Raw genomic sequence first — 26379 nt, 5'->3', positions numbered from 1 at the left:
GGGATGAGAATCTTGACGCAAAAACTTCTGCTATATACAATAGCTATATACTATTTCTCCCCAAGGAGTAATGACATGTCTATAGGCACTGTGTTTATCAATAATCGCACACAAGCCGTCCGGCTCCCTCTAGACGTGCGTCTGCCCGAAGGCGTGCGCAAGGTAGAAGTGCGTGTCAGAGGGAATGAACGCATCATTGCACCCGTTGGCCAGACCTGGGATAGCTTTTTCATGGACGGGCCTGCTGTTACTGATGACTTTATGTCCGAACGAGCCGGCCAACATCAGTCAGAACGAGAGTCGCTCTGATGCTGCGTTACCTGTTAGATACCAATATCGTTATCTACGTCTTGAAACGGCGCCCTATAGAGGTACTGTCTACTTTCAACGCAAATGCCAGTCGCATGGCGATCTCGTCTATTACGTTGGCTGAGCTCGTACATGGAGCAGAGAAGAGCAGCCGAGTCAGCGAGAATTTGTCTGCTGTCGAGGATTTTTGTAGCCGGCTTGAGGTGCTTCCGTATGGTGCCAAGGCTGCCCAACACTACGGCGCTATTCGAGCGGTTCTGGAAAAGCAGGGTCAACCTATTGGTGTAAACGACTTGCACATTGCAGGGCATGCACGAAGTGAAGGCCTCGTGCTGGTAACGAACAACGAATCGGAGTTTGCCCGCGTTCCCGCGCTTGAGGTGGAGAATTGGGTCGTCACCTGAGAGGGTTTACAGTGTCCCGGATCGTGGGTCCAACTCACGTTTGTGCTGGATGATGCTCGACACCAGGCCATAGGCGACGGCATCTTCAGCTGGCATCCACAGATCGCGTTCGATATCCATGCGCACTCGTTCGATGGGTTGGCCGGTTTCGCGCGAGATGACCTGCGCGATACGTTCGCGCGCTTTGATGATCTCCTTGGCCTGTAGCGCCATGTCACTGGCGGGGCCAACTGCTCCGCCACTGGGCTGATGAATGAGAAAACGGGTCTGCGGCAGGCAGTAGCGGCGCTCGCTGGGAGCTCCTAAGAAAAGATGAGTGGCCGCGCTGCCAACCCATCCGGTGCCGACCATGTTGACGGGCGCCGAAATAAAACGCACCACATCATGAATGGCGTCACCCGATTCGAGATGCCCTCCCGGGGATGAGACGATAACGGTGATCGGTGCGTCCGAGTCGGCATCCAGCGCCAGCAGTTTGCGCACCGTTTCGCAAGCAAGTGCGTCCGTAACGGTACCGAATACCAAGACTGTCCTGGAACGAAATGCCTTTTCTTCCAGAAAGGTGCTGTCGCGCAGTGTTGAGGGGCCGGGTTGCGTGTCTATCTGTTGTGCAAACATATACTATGGTTCCTTGGTGTTGATTCATTTAGTAGACGAACGAACAGGTGTTTGCGTGACATATCCAGATGACTCTGCTTTCTCAATCGATGATGAAGTACTGCACCGCCGCCTCGTTGCATTAGCTCGCCACTGGTTGGCCGTTGGCGAAGAGGCTGACGAACTGGTGCAGGACACATGGGAGCGCGCCCTCGACGGCACGCTACCTTCCGACGCCAAAAGCCGCGAAGCCTGGATGATTACTGTGCTGCGCAACCTCTGCATCGATGCCTGGCGGCGTCAGGAACGGCTACGGATCATCAAAGATCGGCTTTTGGAGGAGGACTCGCAGGCATCTGGCGTGGATTCTCCCGAACGATTGGTCGACCAGGCGCAGCGTGTGGAGCAGGCCCTGCGGCATCTGATTCGCGTCTTGCCGGCAGGCGAAGTCGCGATGGTTCTTCTGTATGAGGTGTTCGATTACAGTCACGCCGAACTTGGCGCATTGACGGGGCGCAACGAGGTTGCCTCACGCCAGCAACTGCACCGTATATTGCAGCGGGTACGCCGCATCGACCCAAAGGACGACCCCATAGACGACGATTCAAGCGACTTGCTCGTCCTATGTTATTGGACGTTGGTGCAACGCGACCCTGCCGGGTTGGTCGCTGTGTTGCGGACTTCTCAGCCTCAGGCGATGGCGCTTTCGGCTCAGGCTGCTGGGTATGAGGCCCACGACACGGCGCCATTGCCAATGGCCACACCGACTCGGATCGCAGGTTTGTTTACCCCGTCGTTTTGGGCCGTCAGCGGCTTTTATTTTTATCAGCCAAGCATTGAGGAGGTCGCTGAACTCGCCTGATCGCTTTGGGCGATGGCTGTCAATCAGGTCATATCCCGATCCCATCCACCCGACACCCGGGTATATGTAGTCTTTCCTATAGCAACAACCCGGGAGACGGATTTGAAGAAACTACCATTCTTGATAGCGGGAGTAATGGCGATGGCGGCACAAGCGTATGCGCAGGACAAGCCCACAGTCCAGTTGATCGCCACAGGCGGCACGATCGCGATGAAGATCGATCCGGTCAAGAAAGCGCCGGTGCCCGCGATTTCCGGCGACGATTTGATGGCCACCGTGCCCGACGTCGCAAAGTACGCCAAAGTCGAAGTCAATAACCTATCTAACGTCCCGTCCGACTACATGGACCCGGTGCGCTGGACAGCCCTGACCAAGGCGGTCGAAGAAACGCTGAAACGGTCCGATGTGGCGGGTGTGGTGGTGTCGCATGGCACGGACACACTCGAAGAAACCGCGTTCTGGCTGGATACGACCGTCAAGTCGGACAAGCCTGTGATCTTGATCGGCGCCCAGCGCAATGCTTCATCATCGGACTTCGACGGCCCGCGTAACCTGCTCAATGCGGTACGCATTGCGGTCGACGACCAGGCGAAGGGTAAGGGCGCCATGCTGGCCATGAATAACCAGATCAACGCCGCGCGTTATGTCACAAAGACGCACACGGCCAATGTAGAGACCTTTCAGTCGGGTAGCTATGGCTTGATCGGTGAAGTCTATGCGGACAAGGTCGTCATCGACCGCGCGCCGTTGCGCCGCCAGCACATCCCGATTGTTGCCACGGAAATGCCGCGGGTGGATATCGTCGCCATGTACGGGGGCGCCGATGACCGCATGCTGCGCACTGCGGTCGATCAGGGCGCCAAGGGTATCGTGGTGCAGGCCCTGGGCATGGGCAACGTCAACATGCCTATGTTCGAAGGGATCAAATACGCGCTGTCCAAAGGGGTGCCGGTGGTCATTTCAACCCGGGTACATAACGGCCGAGTCATGGCGAACTATGGTTTCGAAGGCGGCGGCAAGACGCTGGCCGATGCAGGCGCCGTCATGGCGGGCGACCTGACCCCACAGAAATCGCGCATTCTATTGATGTTGCTGCTGCAGCAGGGCAAGGCGGGCAAGGCAGATATCCAGGCCGCGTTTGATCTGTAGCGGGATCGGCTAGCGGGTGCCTTCTCGTAGCGCCTAATCGAAATCGATCAGGCGCTACCACTGCCACTGGGGATCGTTCCTAACCCAGTCACGCCTCGGGTGGAGGCGCCTTGCCAGGCTCATTCGGACGGACAGGACGCTTTGGTTCGTGTCGAAATGGATCGGGAGCGTCGCCCGGAACAGGCTGCTGACGTCCGGGGGCTTTCTTCCCAGGGAGATCGCCAGGGAACTGATCCGGGCGGTCTGACTCCGGACGGTCGGGCTGGCCGTTCTGATCTACGCTTTGCTGATTCATATGCATGGATATTTCCTTTTGATTGTAGGAAGCAGCATGACGCTGCATCCACATCCTAAATATCCAGCGACAAGCTAGATAGATCGCGTCATACTGATTTTTCTAGTAATTTTGGCTCACCTATCCGGCCGGCATTCGACTATCAATCGCATAAAAGGGGCGAGATGAAACAGTTGTCCACCGTCTTCACCACCGAACGCCGTCATCTTCTGGAAATCATCGATGGATTGGTAGAAGGCATCATCCTGCTGGATATGAACCGGCATATCGCCTGGGCCAATGACACAGCCTTGTCCATGCATGGCGTGGCCAATCTTTCCGATCTGGGTGGTACGGCTTCGGGGTATCGCAAGCACTATAAGCTTCGATATCGTAATCAGCGCAAATTGCTGGCCGCCCAATATCCCATGTACCGAGCACTGGCGGGAGAGTCATTCAACGATATCGTCGTGGAAGTCACCAGCGCGCGCGATTCGGATTTCTATCGAGTCCATCAGGCCAGAAACCTTGTGCTCAGCGATGCACAAGGCAATCCCGAAGGCATTGTGCTGGTGCTTCTGGACGTCACCGAGCGCTACAGCGCCGAAGAACGCTTCGAGAAGACGTTCAACACCAACCCCGCTCCGGCAATCATCTGCTCACTAGAGGACATGCGCTACGTTAAGGTCAATCAGGGCTTTCTGCAGATGACGGGTGACGAGCGTCAGAACGTCCTGGATCATCACTTTGATGAGATCGACATACTCGGTAATTCGCCACAGCGAGAGAGCGCCGAAGAACGGCTGAAGGAGGGGCGGACCATCTCACAAATGGAAACCTGCATACCGCTGCCGGATGGCACCGACAAACTGGTGGTCGTCGCCGGCCAACCGATAGAGGTCGGCGATGCTGAATGCATGCTTTTTACTTTCAACGACCTCGAGCCACGGCGCAAAGCGGAAAATGCGCTGCGCTATAGCGAGGAGCGTTTTTCGAAAGCGTTTCGGTTAGCACCCGTGCCCATGGTGCTGAGCACGCCTGAAGGCCATGTGTTGGAGGTCAATGACGCGTTTGTCGAGACGACAGGCTATGCGTTAAACGCTCTGAGCGAGAATAAAGCATTAGCCCATCTGTGTGCTGAGGCGAGTGTCTACGACGAGACAATGGCCAAGTTAGAGGAGGGCGCAGGAGTTCGAAACCGGGAGTTCAAACTAAGCACGCAAGACGGACAAGTACTGGACTGCCTGCTGTCAGCCGAACCTGTTGTTATCCAGGATGAACCCTGCATTCTGAGCGTGATTCAGGACATCACTGAGCGCAAGCGCAGCGAGACCGAACTGATGGCCGCTATCGAAGCCGTCATGCAGGATACTTCCTGGTTCAGTCAGACGGTGATCGAGAAACTGGCCCAAATCCGCCAGCCGCAGGGGGCCCCCAAGGCCGATGCTCAATTGGCCGATCTTACGCCGCGTGAACGCGAGATACTCGGTCTGATGTGTCAGGGTTTGAGTGATCCCGATATTGCGCAGCATCTGAGCGTGTCTCGTCACACGGTGCGCAATCATGTTGCGTCGTTGTACAGCAAGCTCCAGGTGCACCGGCGCAGTGCTGCGATCGTCTGGGCACGGGAACGCGGCATTGTGGGATATGAAAAGCCGCCGCGCGGCCGGCGAAAGGCCGACCGGTAGTTTGATACTAGAAAAAATAGTATTTCCTTCGCTTCTTGGGTTCGATAGCGCTTTTTATAGTGCAACCATCCGGCCTGCGCTTCGCAGAGGTGCTGCCGGGTACTTCTTCAATGCACGAATAGGGAGACCGTTATGGATAACGATCGCATCAAAGGCGCAGCTAAGGAAGTCAAAGGCAATATTAAGGAAGCTGTGGGCAAGGTGACTGGCAATCGCCAGACCGAGGCCGAGGGTAAGGTTGAAAAGACAGTCGGTAAAGTCCAGCGCAATGTCGGCGAAGCCAAGGACGAGGTTCGCGATGCATTCAAAGACAAAAAGTAATTAAGTTCGAAGCCGATGCCAAGACGCATTTTGGCAAATAAGCGGGATTCGAAAAGGACACACCATGAAAAGCAAAACATTGGCCCTGGCGATGACACTGCTGCTGACGGGCTTGATGGCGGGTTGCAACACGATGCACGGGGCAGGCAAGGATATCGAGCGCGGTGGTGAAAAGATCCAGGAGCAGGCCCGATAAGGGTCGACTTGCAAGCTCGAGAAGCGACCCACTATGAGTGGGTCGCGTCTAAATCCGCCCAGTAAAGAGCGGCAAGCGCGACTCGATACGACGCAGTAGTTCGGCCGCCGCTGTCGACAGCGGTCGGCCCAATCGCACCATCAGTTGCATCTCGGCCTGATGCAGCACGGGATGGTCGATGGGCACCAATACCAATGATCCATTGGCCACGTCATGTGTGACGCCCAGGTCAGCCATAAGCACGACGCCCGCGCCGCTCAAGGCATAGTGCCGCAGCACGCCTAGCGAATTCGTCGTCAAGGCGGGCGATATATGAATCTTCTCGGTGAATTCCAGCATGTCGACCATGCGCCGCAGTCCGTAAGGCGCCGTCATCAGCGCCAAGGGATGCTGTAGCAGTTCCTTGATCGAGATCGCCCTGCGACGCCGCGCCAGCGGATGATCGGCGCGTACTAGCGCGCCCACGGGGATACGCTGCTTCGCGCGCACTCGTACCTCGGGATGTTGCGGTGGATTGAACGCCAGGCCGATGTGTACACGGTCACTGCGTACGGCCTCTACCACCTCGTCGACCGATGCAGTATTGATGCCTATGCGTATATCGGGAAACTCCTGACAATAGGGCGCCAGCGCATGCGTCATCAACGCTTCTATCATGCCTTCACTGAGGCTGATCTCGATACGTCCGCGTCGCATGCCCCGCAGGGCGTGCAGCCTGTCTTCCAGGTGCTCGTGCTGGGCACGATAGCCTCGGAGGAATTCCTCCAGCATTTCGGCAGCTTCGGTCGGCGCCAATCCGCGCGCTCGGCGCTCGAACAGCGGCAGGCCGACCTCTTTCTCCAGCAGCTGGATCTGTCTGCTGATCACGGACGGTGACATATCCAGCTTTTCAGCGGCACCACGTATTGATCCGCAGACGATGACTTCGTGCATGTAGCGCAAACGCGCCTGATTCAATTCGTTCATTGTGCTCGCCTGTCGATGTCTGACGGCTGCTGCCTGCCGCCAGGTACCGTCGCAGCATGATTGTTGCCTAAAAGCGAACGATAAGTGATAACCAGTGCATTGTCTACAACACTCGGGTCTGCGAAGATCGCCCCTGGAACTTGCACAACCACTACCACAATACATAGGGAAAACTCGCATGAACCATGGCGCCTCGTTGCCAGGAACCCGCGACGTATACGCGTCTGCGGACCTGTCCTCCATCTATCGCAAGATCAATTGGCGCCTGCTGCCGCTACTCGTTCTCTGCTACACCTTTGCCTATCTGGATCGCGTCAACATCGGCTTTGCCAAGCTGCAGATGCAGGCCGACGTCGGCATTTCCGATGCGGTCTACGGACTGGGGGCGGGTATCTTCTTTCTGGGATATGTGCTGTTCGAGGTGCCCAGCAATCTGCTGCTGGTGCGTATCGGCGCGCGCAAAACAATCTGCCGCATCATGATTCTGTGGGGGCTGACCTCGGCCAGCATGCTGTTCGTGCAGGGCGAGTACAGCTTTTACGCGCTGCGCTTCCTGCTGGGCGTATTTGAGGCCGGCTTCGCACCCGGCATGATCTTCTTCCTGACCTATTGGTACTCTACCCGGCGCATGGCGGGTGTCATGGCAGTCGTGATGTGTGCCGGCCCGCTGGGTGGCATGCTGGGTGGACCGGTGTCCGCCTGGATCATGACGCGCTTTAGCGGTGCGCATGGGCTAGACGGCTGGCAATGGATGTTTCTGCTGGAGGGCCTGCCCTGTGTGCTGTTGGGGATTGTGGCCTTCATATGCCTGGCTGACAAGCCGGAAAAAGCCCATTGGCTGTCGCCGCAAGAACGTGATTTGCTGGCGGCCGACCTGCAGACGCGGCAGGCCGCACACGCGACGCATGCATTCAAGGACGTGCTGAAAGATCCCGGCATCTATGCATTGGCCATCCCGTATTTCTGCCTCATCAGCGGCCTGTACGCGGTCAGTTTCTGGTTGCCGACCTTGTTGCAGCAGTCGGGCCTGCACGACACCATGCAAATCGGCATCTGGTCGGCAATCCCGTACATCGCCGCCATCGCGGCCATGTTCGTCCTGTCGCGCCGCTCGGACCGGCGGCAAGAACGGCGTTGGCACGTGACTGCGCCAGCCATTCTCGCCGGCGTCCTTCTGGTCGGCGCTCTGTTGGTACCCGATCATTTTCTATTGTCGATGACGATGCTGTCGCTAGCGACCGCCTTGATGTGGGCGGCCTACACCGTATTCTGGGCGATCCCGTCGCAACACTTGAAAGGTCCGGCGGCAGCCGGGGGCATCGCGCTGATCAACAGCATAGGCCTGCTGGGCGGTTTTGCCAGCCCCACATTGATAGGCTGGATCAAAACGTCGACCCAGTCGTTGAGCGCCGGTCTGTACGTCATCGCCGCACTGCTCGTCGTCGGTGTCCTGCCCATACTGTTTACCCGCCACGCTCGCATGCAAGGTTGAATACTGCCATGAAAATTCTCGTCGCTGGTTTCCAACATGAGACCAATACTTTTGCACCCACGCAGACCGACTACGCAAACTTCGAGCGCGGCGAAGGCTTTCCCGCCATGACGCGGGGCGCGGATTTGCTGGCTTTCGCCGATATCAACATACCGGCGGGAGGCTTCATCCGCGCCGCGCAAGCCGCCGGGCACCAGATCGAACCGGTCATCTGGACCGCCGCCAGTCCCGCGGCACACGTCACGCGGCAAGCCTATGAACGTATTGCGGCCGAGATTATCGATGCCGTGGACCATCGCGAGTACGATGCGATTTACCTGGACCTGCACGGCGCCATGGTCACCGTCGACGCCGATGACGGCGAGGGAGAACTGCTGTCGCGCCTGCGTGCCCGCGTTGGCAACCGCGTGCCGATCGTGGCCAGCCTGGACCTGCATGCCAACGTGACAACGGCAATGTTGCGTCACGCGAGTGGCATGACTGCCTTTCGCACCTATCCGCATGTGGACATGGCCGACACGGGCGCTCGCGCGTATCGGTTGCTCGAAGATCTATTGCAGCCGGACAGCACGTTGCACACGCGGTCGTTGCGCTTGCCATTCTTGATCCCGATCAATGGAATGTGCTCCATGCTGGAGCCAGCAAAATCCATATACGCCACGCTGGCATCGCTGGAAGACCGGTTCGGCCTGGCATCCCTGTCGTTTACGCCGGGCTTTCCCGCGGCAGACTTTCCGGAATGCGGGCCGGTGGTGTGGGGACATGGTAGAGATCCCGATGCGGTAGAGCAGGCCGTGCAGGCATTGCATGACGCCGTGCTACAGGCTGAGCCGCTATGGGCCGTCCCTTTTCTGGAGCCGTCCGAGGCCGTACGCCAAGCCCAGGTCCTGGCGAGGGATGCCGGCCGACCAGTGATCATTGCCGATACGCAGGACAATCCGGGAGCAGGGGGAGACTCGAATACGACAGGCATGCTGCGCGCGCTGATCGAAGCCGATGCACAAGATGCCGCGCTGGGCCTGTTATGGGATCCGCAAGCCGTACAGCAGGCAGTGCAGGCGGGAGTGGGTAACCGGGTCACCCTGTCCTTGGGTGGCAAGTCGCGGATACCGGGAGACGAGCCCGTGAATGGCGAGTTCGACGTCGAGTACATTGGCGACGGCAAATGCCGTTTCGACGGCCCCATGATGCACGGCGTCCAAGCCGACGTGGGGCCGGTCGCCTGCTTGCGCCTGGGCGGAATCCGCGTGGTGGTCAGTGCAGGTAAATCACAAATGCTGGACCGGAATCTATTCCGTACGGGTAACGTGCAACCGGAACAGATGAAAATCTTGGTGGTGAAAAGCTCGGTGCATTTCCGAGCTGATTTCCAGCCTATAGCTGAAGATGTCCTGGTGGCGAAGGCGCCCGGTCCCATGAAGGCCGACAGTGCTGACTTGCCCTGGACACGCTTGGCGCCGGGAATGCGCATGCGCCCGATGGGCGAACCATTCGTGCCGCCGCAGTCCTGAATGCAGCATGGCTGCGGATTTCCGTGGCCGGCATCGTGACCGGCAATAGATTTCCATAGCGGAGGACCCTACACTAGGGCAAACAACTTCCTGCGCTAAGGAGCCATCATGTCGACGTTGAACGATATTTGGCTAACGGTGGTGAGCGAGTTTTCCGATATCGCGGACATTAAAGAAGCGACGGTGATAGTGCTTCGGCTGGGCCTGGCCGTCATTCTGGGTGCGGCAATCGGCTATGAGCGCGAAATGAAAGGAAAGGACGCCGGTTTGCGAACCCATATGCTGGTGTCTCTAGGCGCAGCCATTTTCGTTCTGGTTCCTAGCGCCAGTGGAATGCAGGTTGCCGATATGAGCCGGGTAATGCAGGGCGTGATTGCAGGGGTGGGCTTTCTCGGCGCAGGCGCCATCCTCAAGCAGGAAAATGATCGCGTCGTCAAAGGTTTGACAACGGCAGCCAGCATCTGGATTGTCGCCGCCATTGGTGTTGCCGCGGGATATGGCCGCGAAGCCACCGCCGTGGCCAGTACTCTGATCGCCTTATTTGTTTTGGCGGTCGTCAATCGGTTCGAGAAAAAGATACCCAAGAACGACACCCCTGCGCCTCGCTCTGAGGATCAGTAGCGAGGGTAGCAAGACGTCGACGCCGATACCTAGAACCACTACATGACCAAAAAGTAATGAAAAGCTCATTTGACGCATAGGGGTCGCCCAAACGGATAATTCGGGTCCGCAGTTTCGCGCACTGGAGCGGAGCTGAACTCGATAAATTCCAAGGAGACAACTACATGCGTCGAGTCGACTACCGCGACTTGCTCGGGGGCGGATTGATCACGGTTGCCGGGGCTGCAGCCATGTACCATTCATTGACCTCATTCACCCTCGGCACGTCCGACCGGATGGGGCCCGGCTATTTTCCCGCCCTCGTCGGCGGCGTGCTGGCGTTGTGCGGGCTCGCAATACTGATCCCCGCACTGCTGCGTGCAGGGCCCGTGCCCACATTCGAATGGCGACCGCTGCTCTGGATCAGTCTGTCAACGCTCGCATTTGCGTTGCTGCTTGTTCCGTTCGGCCTGATTCCCGCAATCATCGGGCAGACTATTCTGGCCGGTATTTCGGATTGCAAACTGTCCTGGAAGGGGTCGCTGATTCTTGCCGTGGGCGTTGCCGTCGGCGCGACCTTGCTCTTCAAGGTAGCCCTGGGCCTGATTGTGCCGGTCTTCGCCTGGCCCTGGTAGGAGAGAGTAAAAATGGAATTACTTGGCAACCTCGTCCTTGGTCTGTCAACCGCGCTCGCCTGGAACAATCTTCTTTGGTGTGTTATCGGCGTAGCACTGGGCACGCTGATCGGCGTAATACCGGGCGTCGGAACGCTGGCGACCATGTCGCTGCTGTTCCCTATCACCTACCACCTGGAGCCGACCGCCGCGCTGATCATGCTGTCCGGCATCTGGTATGGCAGTACCTATGGCGGGTCGACTGCCTCGATTCTGCTGAATCTTCCGGGAACACCGGCCAACGCCGTGACCTGCCTGGACGGGTTTCCGATGGCCAAACAAGGTCGGGGCGGCGTGGCGCTGCTCATGACGACCATTGCCTCCTTTGTCGGGGCCAGCGTGGGTATCGCCTTGTTGACGCTGTTCTCCGAGCCTATTGCCAACATCGCGTTCAAGTTCGGCCCGGCCGAGTACTTTGCGATCATGGTGCTGGGCCTGGTGGCGGCTTCTGTCGTGTCGTCCGGTTCAGCAATCAAGGGCATCACCATGGTCGTAGGCGGTGTGCTGCTGGGTCTGGTCGGCACCGACGTCAATTCGGGTGTGTCGCGCTTCGACTTCGGTTTTCCCGAGTTGCAAGACGGGGTGGGCATCGTCGCACTGGCCATGGGGCTGTTTGGCATTACCGAGATCATCGCCAGCATTAATCATGTGAAGGCGGCTGACAGCAAAATGGACGTATCCATGAAGAGCATGCTCCCGACGCGTGACGAGGTCAAGCGCTCGTGGGGAGGGATGGCGCGCGGATCGGGCATAGGGGCATGGTTGGGCGTGCTGCCTGGCGTAGGCCCCACTGTGGCAGCCTACATGGCCTACGCAGTCGAGAAACGGGTCTCAAAAACGCCGGAGCGCTTCGGCAAGGGAACCATCGAGGGCATCATGGCGCCGGAGACCGCCAACAGTGCGTCCGACATGGCCTCCTTCATTCCGACGCTGACGCTTGGTATCCCCGGCAGTGTGACGATGGCGTTGATCATCGGTGCGATGATGATCCATGGCATCCAGCCCGGCCCGCAAATGCTCACCGAGCAACCTGCCATGTTCTGGGGCCTGGTGATGAGCTTCTGGATCGGCAATATCGTCCTGGTGATTTTGAACGTGCCGATGATCGGTATGTGGATCCGTGTGCTGACGATTCCGTATCACATCCTCTATCCGGCGATCGTGATGTTCGTCTGCATCGGCGTCTATGGCGTCAACAATAATGTCTTCGACGTCTACCTTGTGCTGCTGTTCGGCATTGCCGGCTATGTGCTGCGGGTGCTCGACTTCGAGCCTGCCCCGCTGTTGCTCGGCTATGTGCTTGGCCCGATGCTGGAAGAGAATTTCCGGCGTGCCATGCTGCTCTCGCGAGGTAGCTTCCAGACTTTCATCGAACGTCCGATCAGCATGTGGGTGCTGGCCCTGACGGCAGTCTTGCTGGTGTGGGGCGTGTGGAGCAGCCTGCGCCAGCGGTCGGCCGTGGCGCTCTCCGACTCAACCCCGAAAGCAGCTTGACGTAAGCCGGCCCCCCTTGGGACCGGCGGCAATTGTGTAAGTCACTGCCTCTATCCGACGATAAGGGCGTTCTGATGGCCCTCGCAGTGTCAACTGTGTGTTGAATTCAGAGGCAGTGACAAGATGACTCGCAGGCCTGGCTGAGCATTGGCAAAAGAGAGCGTACCGCCGTGCAAACCGACAATATTCATTACGCTGGTCAAGCCCAAACCATGGCCTTCCGAGGATGGATCTGATCGGTAGAAGTGTTTGCCCAGGTGCTCATACTCGGTAGCGGGCAGCCCAGGCCCATCGTCCTCGATCGTAACGAGCCCCGTATTCCCTTGCTTGATTACGTTGACCACTACCTGACTGGTGGCATACTTAATCGCATTGTCGAGCAGATTAGCGAGCGCACTGGCGAGCAGATTGACATCGCCAGTCAGCGTGACGTTATCCAGGTCCTTGCGGTGTAACGCAATCCCTTTGTCTTCCGCTAACGCCTCGTACATCTCCATTACGTCGGTGACGATGACGTTCAACTCGCAAGGCTTAAACGAACGACGTTGTATGCCTGCCTCCATCTCGGCTATTTGCAAGAGTTTTTCCAGCAAGACATTTAGACTCTCGATGCCTTCTATTGCACGTTGATTCGCCTCCAGCACTTCAGTCACAGGTACGTCCGGCCGTTGCGCTGCGCGTAATCCGCCAACAATGCGAGTCAGCGGAGTACGAAGATTATGTGCAATGGTGTCCGAGATGTGCCTGGCGCTCTTCATCAAGAGTTCGATCCTATCCAGCATCGTGTTGATGTCGCGATTAAGCAGCGTGAACTCGTCTTCGCGTGTCGGAGGAGAGATACGTTTGGAGAGTTGGCCCGCACCGATTTGCTGCGTGGTTCGGCGGATGTGGCTAACGCGGTACGCTAATTCTCTTCTGAAGAGGTACGTTCCCAGCAGCACCAGCAGTACCGCCAAAAAAATCGCTGCTGCCGTAGCCCGACCAATCAATGCCGTGATGTCGCTAATCTCGCTCAGATCCTGGCCTACGACTAGCGTTTCTCCATTGGCCAGGATTTGGACTTTTAGACGACCTCGCGTAGGCGTGCCGTCTTGAATCACCTCGGCGTCAAAGACTTCGGTAGATGTTGCTTTGAGTGATGGGGTATCTGCGAGATTTCCGGCGAGTTTCCGACCATCTTTATCAAGTAGCAAATAGATCTCTCGGGGCGAGTCGATGCGATCCGACAGCGTCAGTTCAATCGCCGATATCAGAGCGACACGGCTACCCTCCTCATAAGTCACAATAAGGCGTTGTGCTGTCGCTGTTATTTGTCGCGCATACTCAGTGCGCAATGCTCCAATAAATTGAACATATATGAATACGATCAATATCAACGTCGTCAAAATCGCCAGCAACCCATAGTTCAACGTCAGGCGAAAGGAAATGGAGTTCCACAGGCGTCGAAAAAAATACGTCATTCTTCTGCGAGTTTTCTATCGTGGAGATCTGGCTTGTCAGAGATCGTGTATCCCGCGCCGCGTATCGTGTGAATCAGCGGGGTGGCGGAATTGGAATCTATCTTGCGGCGCAATCTGCTGACCTGAACATCAATAACATTCGACTGCGGATCAAAGGTGTATCCCCAAATCGTTTCAAGCAACATCGTTCGTGTCACGATCCTGTGCATATTGAGCATGAGATAGACCAATAAACGGAATTCCTGCGGTTGCAAGGCAATCGATTGGCCGGCACGGTGCACTTTCTGGGTAGCGACATTGACCGTCAAATCTGCAACGCGCAGTTGTTTGACTTCCAGATGGTCGGGGCGCGTGCGCCTGACTAAGGCATCCATTCGAGCGACGAGTTCAGAAAAGGAGAAAGGCTTGACCAGATAGTCATCGCCTCCTGCTCTTAGACCATCAACCCGATCGTCAACCGCCGACAGCGCGCTCAGCACCAAGACCGGCGTCTTTTTCCCTAATGCTCGCAGGGTGGATAGTATTGAAAGGCCATCGATATGATTGGGCAATATGCGGTCCAGAATGATGATGTCCCACTTTTCCTTCATGGCATTTTCAAGGCCACTCACTCCATCCCTGCTAACGCTGACCATGTGCCCGAGCTCCGTCAGGCCATTGGCGAGATAACGAGCGTTTTCCCGGTCGTCCTCAATGATAAGACACTGCCACATAGTTATTTCCAATGCTTCGGCTGCCTTCGTCCGTCACCGCGACCCTTATCGACTGAGTCAGTAACGACGTTGGCACCCTATATCAGCCTTTTTCCTGACTAAATGGTAAGGCAAGCGTAATACGCTCAGGGCTGGTTTTGACTAAGATCATTCAGCATACCCCAAGTTATTTCCTTGCCTTAAGAAGGTTGCGTAGTGAGTATTCATGTCAGCCCCAGTCTGGATCAAGACCAACTCATTTGTAAGCCGATAAGTTTCTACGAGCTGGTTGAACTCATGACGTATGGGAGATCCCCTTTCAACCCATTGGCTAGTATTCGGTTTGCTTCATTACGTTCTGCCATCATAAATAAAAAAGTGATGGCTGACATGGCTGCAACGAGCATCTCGAGTTTTCCGAATAGAACGTCTGTCCAGGCGTCTGCTGCCTCGAGCGCCATCGGATATCAGTCATGGGACCTGCTGGAGCACGAGCTCTCTATAGATTGGGGTGGTGACGATGCGTTTGCACCACCCATCTATATCGTTTCGACTATTCGTGCATTATCAGAATCATTATTTCTCAGCGCAGGCATGGAAGCGTTTTTGAATCGTACCTCACGCTTCGCCGGTGCTCCGGGGCAACGGCGGTCAGTGCGCTCCACAGTCATGCCGGTATCTGACGACGGCACGCTGACGGTGACATTGTGGTCGCGCAATCACACTGTAGAGGATGATCAACACTCAGTGCTACGGTTGCCTGTTGATTTGAGAACGCTGCTGACGAGTGTTCTCGTATCTCCGAAGGTGCCAACCCGGTTCTTTGAATTGGTTTCGGATCTTGTGCAGCGAATCAGTCGTGCCAGGGTATCTCACGCAAACTGGTCAATCACATCGGCTGCGGTGAGGACCGAAACACGGCCGAGGAACATGAGTCATATGTCCATAGATTGATAGACTGCTGATTGTAGGAACCTTCGCTATTTTGGAACCGACGAATGGCAATGGCATCACTTTTTTGCGAACCCAAACGGCAAGCCTAGACAACCGCGCGGTGCCGTTCGATGCAAACATCGAGCACTTCTCCACCGGGCCGTCGCCACCAGTCCATATCGGAAAAAATCTCGACTTCGCTGTATCCAGCGTAGCCCGCCGCCTCTACCCATCCGCGTATCTTGCGCAGCTCGATGACGCCGTCGCCCATCATGGCACGGTCCGACAGCAGGTGACGCGTAGGCAGTCGCCAGTCGCAGACATGATAGGCCATGAGCCGCCGCTTGCCGGCGCGCGCGATCTGGTTTTGCAACGCCGGATCCCACCAGACGTGATAGACATCCACGGCGACGCCAAGCATGGCAGGGACCGTGTGATCGTCGGCTGGATCGAGCTCGTCGCACAGGTCCAGCGCATGCGCCAGAGTATTGATGCAGGCGCGGTCGGCCGCCTGCATAGGGTGTAGCGGCTCGATGGCCAGCGGCATACCGATCTCTCGCGCATACGCGAGCGATGCGGCGATACCGTCGCGCACCTCGTTTCGTGCCCGAGCAATGTCCTTGTAGTGTGGTGAGCCCTCCAAGGCGCCTGGCAACGCGCCCACCACAAGCACCAGGCAGGGCGCATCCAGTGCCTTGGCCTCGTCCATGGCGCGGCGGTTGTCATCCAGCGCTGCCTGTCGCGATTGAGCCGTCGAGCCGGTGAAAAAGCCGCCCCGGCAATAACCCGATAAGGCAATGCCGGTATTCCGTAATTGAGCTCGGATTTCGGATAGACCAGCCGCGGCGACCTGATCCCGCCATGGGCTGATCGCGCGTATGCCGCGTGCGGCGCATTGTTCGATGATCCGCGGCAGAGGCGTCTCTACACCTTCCTGCTTGCGGACTGTTGCGGTGTTGACGGAGAGCCAGGAATGGTCGTTCGAGAAGTCGCGCATGCCGTTACTCGATGCCGTGCAATGCGAGCAGGGTGCGCATGCGGCGCACTGCCAGCTCCGGTTGTTCCAACAGCCCCGCTTGGTCGGCGAGCCGGAATAGTTCGGCTAGGTGCAGCACCGATCGCGCACCCTGTTGGGCGCCGACCATCGTGAAGTGATCCTGGTGTCCATTGAGCCAGGCCATGAACACGATCCCTGTCTTGTAAAAGCGTGTGGGCGCCTGGAAGATATGCCGCGATAGTGGGACCGTCGGACCCATCAGTGCGTGGAAGCGCTCGGCATTGCCCTGCGCCAGCTCACCGAGAGCGGCGCTGGCAACGGGGGCGATGGCGTCGAAAATGCCCAGCAGCGCGTCGCTGCGGTCGTGGCGTGGATGATCGCCATAGCTGTCGCCTGCAATGAGCTGGGCATAATTGAAGTCGTCGCCGGTATACATCCGTACGCCTTTGCCGTCGTTGCCGCCGTGCATGGGCAGGCGCCTGCGCATGGCGATTTCCCGCTGCGCGTCAAGTAGTGAAATCTTGATGCCATCGACCTTGCTGGCGTGTGCGGAGATGATGTCCAGTGCGGTCTGTGTTGCCTGATCCAGATTTTCCGTGCCCCAGTAGCCGGCCAACGCGGGATCGAACATGTCGCCCAGCCAGTGCAGGATCACAGGTTCGCGAGCTTGTTCGAGCAGGCGTCCATAAACGCGGGTGTAGTCGTCGGGCGAACGGGCCACCCGGGCCAGTGCACGGCTTGCCATGAGGATGATCCGGCCACCCAGTTTTTCGATCGCCGCCATCTGTTCCTCATAGGCATGGATGACGTCGTCCACGCTGGTCGCGTCCTCGGGGGCGAGGTGGTCGGTGCCGCAACCGCTGGCCACCAGCGCGCCCGGCACGTCGTGCGCTGCGTCCAGCGATCGGCGGATCAGTTCCAGCGAGGTAGGCCAATCCAGCCCCATGCCGCGCTGCGCAGTGTCCATGGCTTCGGCGACACCCAATCCCAGCGACCAGAGATGTTGCCGATAGGCGATGGTGGCATCCCAGTCGATAACGGCGTGCACCCAGGGGTCGCGGGTTGTTAGCGGGTCGGCCACGACATGGGCGGCCGAGTAGGCAATGCGGTCGAAAGAGACTGTTGACGGGCGTGCAGGCACGATTCCGCGCAAGGTGTAGGGCGCAAGCGGCGTCCTTTCCGAGACGGGAAGGGATAATGTCAATGCCATGTGAACTCCTGAAGAGAGCGGCGCAGGCGGGGCCTGTGGCGGTTAGATCGAAAGCGGTTCGAGATCGACCCAGCGCCGGTCGCGCCAGCTTTGCAGCGCGGCCTCCACCAGTTGCACTCCCTTGGCCCCTTCGGGCAGCGTCCAGGTGTAAGGTGCGTCTTCGACGACATGGCGGATGAAGTGTTCCCACTGAACCTTGAAGCCGTTGTCGTAGACCGATGAGTCGGGAATCTCCTGCCACTGGTCAAAGAAGTTCATCGATTGTTTGACGTCTGGATTCCAGACCGGGCGAGGTGTGGCGACATGTGATTGGGCGCGGCAGTCAGACAGGCCGGCTACAGCAGATCCGTGTGTGCCGTCGACGTGGAAAGTCACCAGGTCGTCGCGGCGCACTCGAGTGGCCCAGCTCATGTTCAACTGCGCGATCACCGGCTCGCCGCCATGGCCGAGCAATTGCGCTGTGGCGTAAGCGGCATCGTCCGCCGTGCAGGGGTAGGGCTTGCCAGCCTCGTCCCAACGCTGCGGGATATGCGTGGTTCCGAGACATGAGATGGACTGGACATCGCCGAACAGGTTATCCAGGACATATCGCCAATGGCACATCATATCCAGAATCATGCCGCCGCCGTCTTCGGCGCGATAGTTCCAGCTTGGCCGTTGAATGGGTTGCAGGTCGCCCTCGAACACCCAGTAGCCGAACTCCAGGCGTACCGACAGCATGCGACCGAAGAAACCGGCGCGACGCAGCATGTCTAGCTTGCGCAGGCCCGGCAGGAACAACTTGTCCTGCACTGCGCCATGCTTGATCCCGTAGTCCCGGCCAGCCTGCTGCGCTAGTCGCGCGATCTCGACTGCCTCGTTCAGATTGGTGGCGATAGGCTTTTCGCAATAGACGTGTTTGCCTGCCTGGATGGCGCGGGCGAGCAGCGCGGGGCGCATCTGCGTGGTGCCGGCATCAAAGAAAACAGTGTCCTGCGCGTTGGCCAGGGCCGCATCCAGATCGGTGCCCCACCGCTCTATGCCATGCGTACGCGCCAGGGCTTCGATTTTCTCGGCATTGCGACCGATAAGGATAGGGTCGGGCATGACCTTATCACCGTTGGACAGCGCCACGCCGCCTTGGGCACGTATGGCGACGATGGAACGGATAAGGTGTTGGTTCATCCCCATGCGTCCGGTGACGCCGTGCATGATGATTCCAAGCCGCTGCGTAGGCATGATGGTTTTCCTTCGAGTAGTAGAGGTGGCGTGCGCGCCGTTACTGCGCCGAAATGCCGGCCGCCTTGACGATGTCGGCGTTGGTGGCGATTTCCTTTTCGATGTACTGATCGAACTGCTCGGGTGTCAGCGTCCAAGCCTGAGCTCCAAGCTCCAGAAAGCGGGCCTTGACTGCATCCGATTCGAGTGCCTGGACAGCGGCGGCGTGCAGTTGGTCAATGATGGGGCGCGGTGTTTTCGCCGGCGCCAGCATGCCGATCCAGAAATTGAATTGGGCTCCGGGTACACCGGCCTCGATCACAGTGGGCACATCAGGCAGCGCTGCCGAGCGATCGGCCGAGCCTACAGCCAGCGGCAGCAGGCGTTTCTCCTTGATCTGGCCGATGACTGGGGCGATGGGCGAGAAGTAGTAATCGACGCGTCCGGCCAATACTTCGGTGACGGCTTCGGAGGACCCCTTGAAGGGGATGTTCACTGCCTCGATGTTGGCGGCGTCTTTGAACTTTTCGGCATTCAGGTGCGTAGCGCTGCCTTGACCGGCTGAGGCGAAATTCAGTGTGCCGGGATTCGCGCGTGCGGCGGCCAGCAGGTCGGCCACGGTTTTGTAGCCTTTCTCGGGAGACACAACGAGCACGTTGGGCAGCGAGGCGATCGGCGTGATGCCCGCAAAATCGGCCAGCGTATCGAAGGGCAGTTTTGCGAAGGTCGACGGACTGACCGTGTGCGAGGAGGAATGAAGCAGGAGCGTGTAACCGTCCGGCGCGGCGCTCGCCACGGCCTGCTGACCGATGGTCCCGCTGGCACCGCCACGGTTCTCGATCACGAAAGGTTGGCCCAGGTTTTCACCCATTTTGTCGCTGATGGCGCGGGCGATGATGTCGACGGTGCTGCCGGCGGCGAACGGCACGATGACGCGGATCGGTCGAGTTGGGTAGTCGGCCGCCATGGCAGGCAGAGTTGTGCAGCACAGCAGCGATGCAAAGAAGCTGCGCAGCAAATGATGGCGCAAGGACATGACCGGTCTCCTGTTTTCTCGCTCTTGGCGTCGCATCAGCATCGAGTGTTGGTGCGATTTAAATCACCAAATGGTGAATTAAGAAAATAATAGAGGCCACGCTCCGTTTTTGTCAACGGGGTGATTTGCTAGTTTCTGAGCACGTAGCCGAGGACCACATCGCAGATGTGGGAGAGCCTTTCCTGGTGTGCCTTGGGGGTCATCAGGTCGCGTCCGAATACTGCCGACAGCGTGTAGTGATTGGACAAATAAAAGTAGGCCATGCCGGCGATGGAGACGTAGAGCTGCATCGCGTCGATGCCCCCGCGAAAGAGTTGCTCGCGCCGGCCGCGTTCCAGAATTTCACCCAGTGTTTCTATTAGCGGAGAATTCATTTCGCTGATCCTTGCGGAGCGTGCGAGGTGTTGCCCCTCATGCAGATTCTCGCTGTTGAGCAGCGTGAGAAACTCGGGGTGCTCGATGTAGTAGTTCCAGGTGAATTCGGTGAGGCGTCGGATGGCCTGGGCTGGCGGCATGTCGTGCAGGCGCAGTGCCTGTTCCGCTTGGCGGATGCGCGCATACGTGTTTTCCAGGACTGCGAGGAACAGTGCGTCCTTGCTCTTGAAGTAGTAGTAAATCAGGCGTTTGTTGACATCGGCCCGTTCGGCAATGCGATCCATGCGCGCTCCAGCCAGGCCATGGCTGGAGAATTCGGCAATCGCAGCATCCAGGATGATCTGTTGCGAGCGGTCGGCATCGCGAGAGCGGATTTCGGGAGGAGCTGGATCTGGCATTGTTAACTATATGGGGAATTACGGAAAAATGTAAAGAGGGTTTGTCATAGTATCCGAGATCGAGAAATCATCCGTTGCTGCGAGAGCTCTCGGCAACTTCGGGCGTATAGTCTTCATCGAAGAAATCACGAATCGCTTTGTACGCGACGAGGCGATTTTTTTCGAGCAGGACGAGGTGCGTGGCTTCCCCAATCTCAACCCATTTCCGGTATGTCGCATTCTTCAGTTCGAGGAATAAAGCCTGAGCGAGGTCGATGGGTACGTCGATATCCCATTCGCCATGAATCAGCAGCACTGGGACCGAGATTTCTGAGGGGTTGTAATACTTGCGACCAACGGCCCAATAGTCGCGGATGTCTTGGATGGGCCCGTTGCTCGCACGCATCAAATTTGGCGTACGTTCTTGGCTCCACGGATCTTCAGCTAGGGTAAAGTCCGCCCATTGCTCAAACCAGCCATCCGGTATCAAAGTAGCGCGTCCATACTCGGGCGCGGTGCTCAGCCAGCGAGCCTTGCTTTCCCGTACCGGAACCAACCGATAGGCGCTCAATGGACCTCCCGCATCGATCGGGATCGGCTTGTCGCTTAGCCACTGAGGCGCGAGCAGTGCGAGTTTCTTAACTTTATCCGCGTTGCGGCTGGTATAAGCGCCAGCGACTGTGCCGCCCCAGGACATGCCGAACACGCAGACACGCTCCAAGCCACGAAGCGAGCGAACGTGATCCACCACCACACCCAAGTCGTGGACGCCTACATCCGTCCCGATCACTGGGGCTGAGTCGTCTGCAGGCGATTCCATCTCCGATGGGCGTGACGAATGTCCGTAGCCCCGGACATCCAGAGCGTGGACGTCGTAGCCCGCTGCCGCCAGAAAGTCGAGGAAAGACATGCCGTTGAATGGAACATCGTAAAGGCTGCCTGACGAAAACGTCGCGCCATGAACGATCACGATGGTGCGATCTGCACGGAAGCGCATCATGGCGGCAGGACGCTTGTTGCGTACGTGAATTTCAATACCTGTGTCGTTGGTCGGCACGTGGTATTGCTCGAAAACGAGGTCTGTTCCGCAGGATGAGTATTTTTTGGTCATGGTGAGTTCCCTGAAAGTGGCTTATTCATAGCGCCAGTCAAAGTGATCGCCGCGGCGCGTCACGTAGCCAACAGAACTCTCCGCGAAATGTGGCGTGAAAAAAAGCAACTGGCGATCGGCTGCATATTCGAGTGCCCATCGACGGGACGCACGTGCCTCATCCGGCCATTCACAGAAAACGGAGTTCCAGTCCGGGCGAATGACTTGCAATGGATGGTGCATGACGTCGCCACTGAGCAGTGCCGCTGTTCCTTTGGAGCGCAGCTCAATCGACATATGCCCGATGCTATGTCCCTTTGATGGCCGGAAAATAAAATTATCGAGATATTCACCGCCGTCGTTACTGATACGGTCGGCCTGTCCGGAAGCGATAATTGGCGCAACGCTGTCTTCGTAAACGCCCAGACTTGGCACGTTGACGTCGTTATGGCTTGCCGGACTACTGTAGTAGTCCTCTTCGGCATGCGAGAACACATGGCGTGCATTCGGGAAGGTAGGAATCCAGCGGCCGTCTACGAGTCTTGTATTCCAGCCGACATGATCGACGTGGAGATGCGTATGAAGAACGTAGTCCACCTCTTCCGGATTCACCCCGGCCGCAGCCAGACGCTGGAGGTAAGGTGTCTGCAATCGATGGAAAACCGTGTTTCGTGGCCGTTCCTTGTTGTTGCCGGAGCCGGTGTCGATGAGGATCGTATGGTGTTTGGTCCGCACCAGCCAAGTATGGATGCTCTGAATCAGATTTCCAGTAGCGGCATCCATGTTGCTGGGTGTGAGCCAGTGCAGGTTTCTTTCCAGCTCTGCAGCGTCCCAGTCCGGGAATAGAAAAGACGGCTGAGCGACATTCAACCGCATTTCTTCGATCTTTGTGACGGTCACGTCACCGATCTGGTACGTCTTGTTTGTATGAGGCATATTCAATAGGATCTGTTTGTCGGGTTGCTGCACGGACGTTCCGTGCTCACTTTCTTTGACGCTCGTGAAAGCTTAAGTGCGATACCCAAATGACCGTTAATTGTTAGATTCGATGGGAGGTATCGGCATGTTCGATATGAAAAGATCGGAGTTGTACCTGCTGATCTCGTTGGACACATTGCTGGACGAATTGAACGTGACGCGCGCAGCGCAGCGTCTGCACATCAGTCAGCCGACCTTGTCGGGCCATCTGTCTCGCCTGCGCGAGCTGTTTCAGGACCCGCTGCTCGTGCCTTCGGAAACGGGGCGTGGCATGGTGCCGACTGAGCGGGCGCTTGCATTGCGTTCGAGCTTGGCCGATGCTCTTGTCAGGCTCCGCGACGCTGTGGCTCAGCCGCATGAGTTTGATCCCAATACCTCGGCAAGAACCTTTGTTGTCGCTACAAATGACAGCGTGTTTACGATCGTAGCGTTGGACGTAATGGCAGAGGTGATGAGTTATGGCAATCCGGAGTTGCGGATGGCCGTCGTGCCCGCCGACGACGCCGGGCTGGTCGAGCGCATGGCGCGTCGTGAGGTCGATTTGTTTCTCGGGGATATCGACAAGGTGCCGGAGACTCTGAAGGCACGGTTTCTGCTCAGCGACGATTTCGTGCTGGCGCAACGTCATGGCCATCCTCGGGGGACCGGTACACCGGATTTGGCAGAGTATTGCGCTCTACGCCATATCGTTGTTTCATCCCGTGCAGACTTCTCCACTCCTGTGGACACGGTCTTGGCAAGACTCGGCGCGATGAGAAATGTAGTCGCTACTGTGCCCAGTTACAACCAAGTGGCACTTGTTCTGTCTCAGACTGATGGCGTGGCCAGTCTTCCGCAGAAATTGCTGCAGCGCTATGCGGCGTTTGTGGATTTGATCCCTCTCCCATTTGATATTCCATCATTTCGCCTGGCGATGGCATGGCATCCGCGGGCACACAGTGATCCTGCTGGCATGTGGATCAGAGATCGCTTTCTTGAAGTCGGTGAACGAGCAGAATCTCAGCGTTTGGACTGAGACCAGCTTCCGGTTCAGACAAGCAGTTAAGCCGGTTATATCTGTTCACACGTTGCTGGCGGATTGGTGTTACCCGTGGAACACCTCAATTCGAGGTGCTTTTGATGTTCCCCTTCGTTAGTTTGAGCCAGCAACTGTGGAACGCCATTTCACAAGACCCCGCAAAAGAGTCGCACCAGCATCTGCGATGTGCCGCTCCACCAAATGGCAGGCTTGTTCTACGTCGCGCTTTTTCACTGCTGCCAGTAATTGCCGGTGCTCGCGCTGGGAGTCAGGATCCCAGGCCACAAATGGCGCCGTCACATGCATGTAACGCATGCGTGACTCGTGCAGCATGTGGATGCTGGCGAGCAGGCGGGGCATCGCGCATGGACGGTATAGTGTTTCATGGAATGCGCGATTGGCAGCTTCCCATGCCTGCATGTCCTGTGCCTTGTCGCCTGCTTCGATGGCGGCGTTGGCTCGCTCCAGGTCGTCCGTCTCCATGGCTGGGATCGCGTGACGTAAGGCGAGCGACTCCAGCGCTCCCCGCATGCGCGTGATTTCCACGATGGATGCCTCGTCCAGCAAACTCACGCGTACACCTTTGCGCGGCTCGCTCACCAGCAGTCCGCGTGCCTCTACCCTGCGGAATGCTTCTCGCACAGGAACATGACTAGTGCCGAACTCGGCAGCCAATGCATCCTGGCCCACTTTCTCCCCGGGCTGAAGCTCGCCTGTGATAATGCGGTCGATCAGCGCGCGCGCGATTCGCGCAGGCCAGGTGGCGTCATCACGATTCGACACTGTGTCATGAGCCGGTTTCATTCGACTGAGTCCGTTTGCCATAGTGCCCCGCTCACGGACTGCACTTTGGCTGCAAGGGTGCCATCGGAGACCAGTAGCTTCAATTTGGCGATGTCATCGTGAACCCAACGGTCATCACCTAGCATGGCAGGCACCGCATCTCGGACGGTAGACCATGCCACTCTGGTCCCGACACCGACAGGGTAGGCGCTCAAGTCTGGCTCGGCTAGATCCAAGGCTTGGGCTGCAAGCATCAGTTCCGAGGCAATCACTGTCTGAGTATTCTCGACCACGATGCGCGTGCGTCGTGCTGCGAAACATGAATTACTGATGTGGTCCTCCGTATTGCCTTTTGCGGGAAGGCTGGTAGCACTGGCGGGACTGCACATGCCCATGTTTTCCAGAACCAAACCCGTACCCATGCTTTGCACGACAGAAAAACCCGTATTGATCCCGGGCCGCTCTGCGATCAGGTTGGCCGGCAAACCGAAATTGCATGCTGGATCGATGAGCCGCGCGCTCCGGCGGTCGCAGATTGCGGACAAATCGGTTACCGCCAGGCCGAGCAAATCCATTGCCTGAGCGATGTACTGCCCATGGAAATGTCCACCTGAGACGATGGCATAGCCTTCATCTTCCGGGAAGATGAGAGGGTTGTCGGTCGCACTGTTCATCTCGGTGGCAAGAATGCCATCGACATAATCAAGCGCATCAAGTACCGGACCGTACACCTGGGGAACACAGCGCAGGGAGTAGACATCTTGTATGCGCGGCGGAATTGGCGGCATGTGGGGCAGGCCGGCACGTGCGGGATCAAGCCCGGGCGTGCTGCGCAAGCACACTTGGCGGGCCGGTTCGCTGCAGCGTCGACTTTCTGCGACCATTCGGCGAATTGCTGCGGCAACCCGCCTCTGGCCGCGATGCGGGCGAGCTTGCATGACTCGGTCGTCGAAGCACGACAGCTCGCCGCGTAGCGCTTCCAACGACATGACCATCGAAATCGTGGCGCTTGTCAATAGCTCGCGAGCGTCGTGAGCTGCCAAGACGGCGTACGCGAGCGAGGCGGTAGCGCCGTTGATCAGCGCTGTGGCGTCCTTCGCTTGAACGTCGATTGTTGGTTCCAATCCTGCAAGCGCGAAGGCGCACTGCGCAGGCATTTCCTTGCCTCGATAGGTCACCCTGGATTCCGCCAAGCCCATCAGGGCACCGCTCATTAATGCGAGCGGTGCCAGATCTCCACTCGCGCCGACGCTGCCTTTGGCGGCAACTACGGGAGTGATGCCCAGATTGAGCATAGCGACGAGCCTGTCGATAATGGCGACGCGGACACCAGAATGATTGCGGGCAAAGGCGTTAACGCGTAACGCCATCATTGCACGCACGACTTCCTCCGGCATGGGCTCGCCCGTGCCAGCCGAATGCGATCGAACCAAGCTAGCCTGGAAATCTGCTATTTCCGCTGGAGCAATGCGCTGGCTCTTAAGTGCACCCACACCTGTGTTGAACGCATACATCAAGGGGGCCGAATCATTGAGCCAATGCGTCTCGATATAGCCACGTGTTTTGTTCAACGCGTCGCGTGTAGCGTCGTCAAGGGCTACCTTCGCACCGAATCGCGCAATTGCGACCACGGCATTTGCATGCAGGCGCATACCGTCCAAAACGACGGTCGATCTGTTCATCATGTCCATGATGA

Annotated in this window: 27 protein-coding genes; 14 read left to right on the top strand and 13 right to left on the bottom strand. The window is 57.7% G+C overall.

Annotated features, from left to right (window positions below; all coding sequences use genetic code 11):
- Nucleotides 1–75 precede the first annotated feature (75 nt).
- Together vapB and vapC are read left to right on the top strand one after the other, a co-directional pair.
- Nucleotides 76–309, top strand: coding sequence for a type II toxin-antitoxin system VapB family antitoxin (vapB, locus tag ACYVI2_RS09305; protein ID WP_415818871.1), 234 nt, complete (start codon nucleotides 76–78; stop codon nucleotides 307–309).
- A complete protein-coding gene (gene vapC / locus ACYVI2_RS09300; protein ID WP_415818870.1) occupies nucleotides 309–713 on the top strand; it encodes a type II toxin-antitoxin system tRNA(fMet)-specific endonuclease VapC in 405 nt (134 codons plus the stop codon). Before vapB ends, vapC begins: the two co-directional genes overlap by 1 nt.
- A 6-nt stretch (nucleotides 714–719) precedes the next feature.
- Here vapC and ACYVI2_RS09295 read toward each other — a convergent pair whose 3' ends face one another.
- Nucleotides 720–1331: an ATP-dependent Clp protease proteolytic subunit gene (locus ACYVI2_RS09295; RefSeq protein ID WP_415818869.1), complete on the bottom strand. Its 612-nt coding sequence runs from the start codon at nucleotides 1329–1331 to the stop codon at nucleotides 720–722.
- 55 nt (nucleotides 1332–1386) lie between these two features.
- Here ACYVI2_RS09295 and ACYVI2_RS09290 point away from each other — a divergent pair, with 55 nt between their 5' ends.
- The 5 genes from ACYVI2_RS09290 (at nucleotide 1387) to ACYVI2_RS09270 (ending at nucleotide 5800) form a co-directional block, all read left to right on the top strand.
- The gene (locus tag ACYVI2_RS09290; protein ID WP_415818868.1) at nucleotides 1387–2172 is read left to right on the top strand and encodes an RNA polymerase sigma factor; all 786 of its coding nucleotides are present in this window, start codon (nucleotides 1387–1389) and stop codon (nucleotides 2170–2172) included.
- 141 nt (nucleotides 2173–2313) lie between these two features.
- The gene (locus ACYVI2_RS09285) at nucleotides 2314–3321 is read left to right on the top strand and encodes an asparaginase (RefSeq protein ID WP_415818950.1); all 1008 of its coding nucleotides are present in this window, start codon (nucleotides 2314–2316) and stop codon (nucleotides 3319–3321) included.
- Between the two features lie 459 nt (nucleotides 3322–3780).
- A complete protein-coding gene (locus tag ACYVI2_RS09280; protein WP_415818867.1) occupies nucleotides 3781–5283 on the top strand; it encodes a PAS domain S-box protein in 1503 nt (500 codons plus the stop codon).
- Nucleotides 5284–5415: 132 nt separating this feature from the next.
- Nucleotides 5416–5604, top strand: a complete 189-nt coding sequence (locus ACYVI2_RS09275; RefSeq protein ID WP_415818866.1) for a CsbD family protein — start codon at nucleotides 5416–5418, stop codon at nucleotides 5602–5604.
- A gap of 91 nt (nucleotides 5605–5695) precedes the next feature.
- Complete coding sequence (locus ACYVI2_RS09270) at nucleotides 5696–5800, top strand: entericidin A/B family lipoprotein (protein WP_254924430.1); 105 nt, start codon at nucleotides 5696–5698, stop codon at nucleotides 5798–5800.
- Nucleotides 5801–5848: 48 nt separating this feature from the next.
- Here the strand turns inward: ACYVI2_RS09270 and ACYVI2_RS09265 are convergent, their stop codons facing one another.
- Nucleotides 5849–6766: a LysR family transcriptional regulator gene (locus tag ACYVI2_RS09265; RefSeq protein ID WP_460490296.1), complete on the bottom strand. Its 918-nt coding sequence runs from the start codon at nucleotides 6764–6766 to the stop codon at nucleotides 5849–5851.
- Between the two features lie 178 nt (nucleotides 6767–6944).
- On the opposite strand from ACYVI2_RS09265, the gene ACYVI2_RS09260 reads away from it, so the two are divergent.
- From ACYVI2_RS09260 to ACYVI2_RS09240, 5 genes are all read left to right on the top strand, one after another.
- Complete coding sequence (locus tag ACYVI2_RS09260) at nucleotides 6945–8258, top strand: MFS transporter (RefSeq protein WP_415818864.1); 1314 nt, start codon at nucleotides 6945–6947, stop codon at nucleotides 8256–8258.
- Nucleotides 8259–8266: 8 nt separating this feature from the next.
- The gene (locus tag ACYVI2_RS09255; protein ID WP_415818863.1) at nucleotides 8267–9769 is read left to right on the top strand and encodes a M81 family metallopeptidase; all 1503 of its coding nucleotides are present in this window, start codon (nucleotides 8267–8269) and stop codon (nucleotides 9767–9769) included.
- 108 nt (nucleotides 9770–9877) lie between these two features.
- The gene (locus ACYVI2_RS09250) at nucleotides 9878–10390 is read left to right on the top strand and encodes an MgtC/SapB family protein (RefSeq protein ID WP_415818862.1); all 513 of its coding nucleotides are present in this window, start codon (nucleotides 9878–9880) and stop codon (nucleotides 10388–10390) included.
- 164 nt (nucleotides 10391–10554) lie between these two features.
- Nucleotides 10555–11004, top strand: a complete 450-nt coding sequence (locus ACYVI2_RS09245; RefSeq protein WP_415818861.1) for a tripartite tricarboxylate transporter TctB family protein — start codon at nucleotides 10555–10557, stop codon at nucleotides 11002–11004.
- Between the two features lie 12 nt (nucleotides 11005–11016).
- Nucleotides 11017–12537: a tripartite tricarboxylate transporter permease gene (locus ACYVI2_RS09240; protein WP_415818860.1), complete on the top strand. Its 1521-nt coding sequence runs from the start codon at nucleotides 11017–11019 to the stop codon at nucleotides 12535–12537.
- Nucleotides 12538–12626: 89 nt separating this feature from the next.
- Here ACYVI2_RS09240 and ACYVI2_RS09235 read toward each other — a convergent pair whose 3' ends face one another.
- Entirely contained in the window at nucleotides 12627–13997 is a 1371-nt protein-coding gene (locus ACYVI2_RS09235; protein WP_415818859.1) for a sensor histidine kinase, read from the bottom strand.
- Nucleotides 13994–14710, bottom strand: a complete 717-nt coding sequence (locus ACYVI2_RS09230; RefSeq protein ID WP_415818858.1) for a response regulator transcription factor — start codon at nucleotides 14708–14710, stop codon at nucleotides 13994–13996. Before ACYVI2_RS09230 ends, ACYVI2_RS09235 begins: the two co-directional genes overlap by 4 nt.
- A 195-nt stretch (nucleotides 14711–14905) precedes the next feature.
- On the opposite strand from ACYVI2_RS09230, the gene ACYVI2_RS09225 reads away from it, so the two are divergent.
- The gene (locus tag ACYVI2_RS09225) at nucleotides 14906–15643 is read left to right on the top strand and encodes a hypothetical protein (RefSeq protein WP_415818857.1); all 738 of its coding nucleotides are present in this window, start codon (nucleotides 14906–14908) and stop codon (nucleotides 15641–15643) included.
- An 85-nt stretch (nucleotides 15644–15728) separates the two neighbouring features.
- Here the strand turns inward: ACYVI2_RS09225 and ACYVI2_RS09220 are convergent, their stop codons facing one another.
- From ACYVI2_RS09220 to ACYVI2_RS09190, 7 genes are all read right to left on the bottom strand, one after another.
- Nucleotides 15729–16619 (bottom strand): sugar phosphate isomerase/epimerase family protein, encoded by an 891-nt coding sequence (locus ACYVI2_RS09220; protein ID WP_415818856.1) that lies wholly within the window; start codon nucleotides 16617–16619, stop codon nucleotides 15729–15731.
- Between the two features lie 4 nt (nucleotides 16620–16623).
- Nucleotides 16624–17829: a dihydrodipicolinate synthase family protein gene (locus tag ACYVI2_RS09215; protein ID WP_415818855.1), complete on the bottom strand. Its 1206-nt coding sequence runs from the start codon at nucleotides 17827–17829 to the stop codon at nucleotides 16624–16626.
- A gap of 42 nt (nucleotides 17830–17871) precedes the next feature.
- Nucleotides 17872–19047 carry a Gfo/Idh/MocA family protein gene (locus ACYVI2_RS09210; protein WP_415818854.1) on the bottom strand — a complete coding sequence of 392 codons (1176 nt, stop codon included), beginning with the start codon at nucleotides 19045–19047 and terminating at the stop codon, nucleotides 17872–17874.
- A 40-nt stretch (nucleotides 19048–19087) separates the two neighbouring features.
- Complete coding sequence (locus ACYVI2_RS09205; protein ID WP_415818949.1) at nucleotides 19088–19993, bottom strand: tripartite tricarboxylate transporter substrate binding protein; 906 nt, start codon at nucleotides 19991–19993, stop codon at nucleotides 19088–19090.
- Between the two features lie 197 nt (nucleotides 19994–20190).
- On the bottom strand, nucleotides 20191–20835 hold the full coding sequence (locus tag ACYVI2_RS09200; protein WP_415818853.1) for a TetR/AcrR family transcriptional regulator: 645 nt from the start codon (nucleotides 20833–20835) through the stop codon (nucleotides 20191–20193).
- A gap of 67 nt (nucleotides 20836–20902) precedes the next feature.
- Entirely contained in the window at nucleotides 20903–21925 is a 1023-nt protein-coding gene (locus ACYVI2_RS09195) for an alpha/beta hydrolase (protein ID WP_415818852.1), read from the bottom strand.
- A 21-nt stretch (nucleotides 21926–21946) separates the two neighbouring features.
- Nucleotides 21947–22873 (bottom strand): MBL fold metallo-hydrolase, encoded by a 927-nt coding sequence (locus ACYVI2_RS09190; protein ID WP_415818851.1) that lies wholly within the window; start codon nucleotides 22871–22873, stop codon nucleotides 21947–21949.
- A gap of 94 nt (nucleotides 22874–22967) precedes the next feature.
- Between ACYVI2_RS09190 and ACYVI2_RS09185 the strand changes: the two genes are divergently transcribed.
- Nucleotides 22968–23897, top strand: a complete 930-nt coding sequence (locus ACYVI2_RS09185) for a LysR family transcriptional regulator (protein ID WP_415818850.1) — start codon at nucleotides 22968–22970, stop codon at nucleotides 23895–23897.
- A gap of 117 nt (nucleotides 23898–24014) precedes the next feature.
- Here ACYVI2_RS09185 and ACYVI2_RS09180 read toward each other — a convergent pair whose 3' ends face one another.
- Both ACYVI2_RS09180 and ACYVI2_RS09175 read right to left on the bottom strand, forming a co-directional pair.
- Nucleotides 24015–24704: a GntR family transcriptional regulator gene (locus ACYVI2_RS09180; RefSeq protein ID WP_415818849.1), complete on the bottom strand. Its 690-nt coding sequence runs from the start codon at nucleotides 24702–24704 to the stop codon at nucleotides 24015–24017.
- Nucleotides 24701–26365, bottom strand: a complete 1665-nt coding sequence (locus ACYVI2_RS09175) for an HAL/PAL/TAL family ammonia-lyase (RefSeq protein WP_415818948.1) — start codon at nucleotides 26363–26365, stop codon at nucleotides 24701–24703. Before ACYVI2_RS09175 ends, ACYVI2_RS09180 begins: the two co-directional genes overlap by 4 nt.
- Between the last annotated feature and the right edge of the window lie 14 nt (nucleotides 26366–26379).

Source organism: Bordetella tumbae (assembly GCF_054780995.1).
This window is presented reverse-complemented; position numbering and strand designations above follow the sequence as displayed.

What these genes read in the sequence shown, in the direction of transcription:
- vapB (WP_415818871.1), top strand. Translation starts at nt 76, where the DNA reads ATGTCTATAGGCACTGTGTTTATCAATAATCGCACACAAGCCGTCCGG.
- vapC (WP_415818870.1), top strand. Translation starts at nt 309, where the DNA reads ATGCTGCGTTACCTGTTAGATACCAATATCGTTATCTACGTCTTGAAA.
- ACYVI2_RS09295 (WP_415818869.1), bottom strand. Translation starts at nt 1,331, where the DNA reads ATGTTTGCACAACAGATAGACACGCAACCCGGCCCCTCAACACTGCGC.
- ACYVI2_RS09285 (WP_415818950.1), top strand. Translation starts at nt 2,314, where the DNA reads ATGGCGGCACAAGCGTATGCGCAGGACAAGCCCACAGTCCAGTTGATC.
- ACYVI2_RS09280 (WP_415818867.1), top strand. Translation starts at nt 3,781, where the DNA reads ATGAAACAGTTGTCCACCGTCTTCACCACCGAACGCCGTCATCTTCTG.
- ACYVI2_RS09275 (WP_415818866.1), top strand. Translation starts at nt 5,416, where the DNA reads ATGGATAACGATCGCATCAAAGGCGCAGCTAAGGAAGTCAAAGGCAAT.
- ACYVI2_RS09270 (WP_254924430.1), top strand. Translation starts at nt 5,696, where the DNA reads ATGACACTGCTGCTGACGGGCTTGATGGCGGGTTGCAACACGATGCAC.
- ACYVI2_RS09265 (WP_460490296.1), bottom strand. Translation starts at nt 6,766, where the DNA reads ATGAACGAATTGAATCAGGCGCGTTTGCGCTACATGCACGAAGTCATC.
- ACYVI2_RS09260 (WP_415818864.1), top strand. Translation starts at nt 6,945, where the DNA reads ATGAACCATGGCGCCTCGTTGCCAGGAACCCGCGACGTATACGCGTCT.
- ACYVI2_RS09255 (WP_415818863.1), top strand. Translation starts at nt 8,267, where the DNA reads ATGAAAATTCTCGTCGCTGGTTTCCAACATGAGACCAATACTTTTGCA.
- ACYVI2_RS09250 (WP_415818862.1), top strand. Translation starts at nt 9,878, where the DNA reads ATGTCGACGTTGAACGATATTTGGCTAACGGTGGTGAGCGAGTTTTCC.
- ACYVI2_RS09245 (WP_415818861.1), top strand. Translation starts at nt 10,555, where the DNA reads ATGCGTCGAGTCGACTACCGCGACTTGCTCGGGGGCGGATTGATCACG.
- ACYVI2_RS09240 (WP_415818860.1), top strand. Translation starts at nt 11,017, where the DNA reads ATGGAATTACTTGGCAACCTCGTCCTTGGTCTGTCAACCGCGCTCGCC.
- ACYVI2_RS09235 (WP_415818859.1), bottom strand. Translation starts at nt 13,997, where the DNA reads ATGACGTATTTTTTTCGACGCCTGTGGAACTCCATTTCCTTTCGCCTG.
- ACYVI2_RS09230 (WP_415818858.1), bottom strand. Translation starts at nt 14,710, where the DNA reads ATGTGGCAGTGTCTTATCATTGAGGACGACCGGGAAAACGCTCGTTAT.
- ACYVI2_RS09220 (WP_415818856.1), bottom strand. Translation starts at nt 16,619, where the DNA reads ATGCGCGACTTCTCGAACGACCATTCCTGGCTCTCCGTCAACACCGCA.
- ACYVI2_RS09215 (WP_415818855.1), bottom strand. Translation starts at nt 17,829, where the DNA reads ATGGCATTGACATTATCCCTTCCCGTCTCGGAAAGGACGCCGCTTGCG.
- ACYVI2_RS09210 (WP_415818854.1), bottom strand. Translation starts at nt 19,047, where the DNA reads ATGCCTACGCAGCGGCTTGGAATCATCATGCACGGCGTCACCGGACGC.
- ACYVI2_RS09205 (WP_415818949.1), bottom strand. Translation starts at nt 19,993, where the DNA reads ATGGCGGCCGACTACCCAACTCGACCGATCCGCGTCATCGTGCCGTTC.
- ACYVI2_RS09200 (WP_415818853.1), bottom strand. Translation starts at nt 20,835, where the DNA reads ATGCCAGATCCAGCTCCTCCCGAAATCCGCTCTCGCGATGCCGACCGC.
- ACYVI2_RS09195 (WP_415818852.1), bottom strand. Translation starts at nt 21,925, where the DNA reads ATGACCAAAAAATACTCATCCTGCGGAACAGACCTCGTTTTCGAGCAA.
- ACYVI2_RS09185 (WP_415818850.1), top strand. Translation starts at nt 22,968, where the DNA reads ATGTTCGATATGAAAAGATCGGAGTTGTACCTGCTGATCTCGTTGGAC.
- ACYVI2_RS09180 (WP_415818849.1), bottom strand. Translation starts at nt 24,704, where the DNA reads ATGAAACCGGCTCATGACACAGTGTCGAATCGTGATGACGCCACCTGG.
- ACYVI2_RS09175 (WP_415818948.1), bottom strand. Translation starts at nt 26,365, where the DNA reads ATGAACAGATCGACCGTCGTTTTGGACGGTATGCGCCTGCATGCAAAT.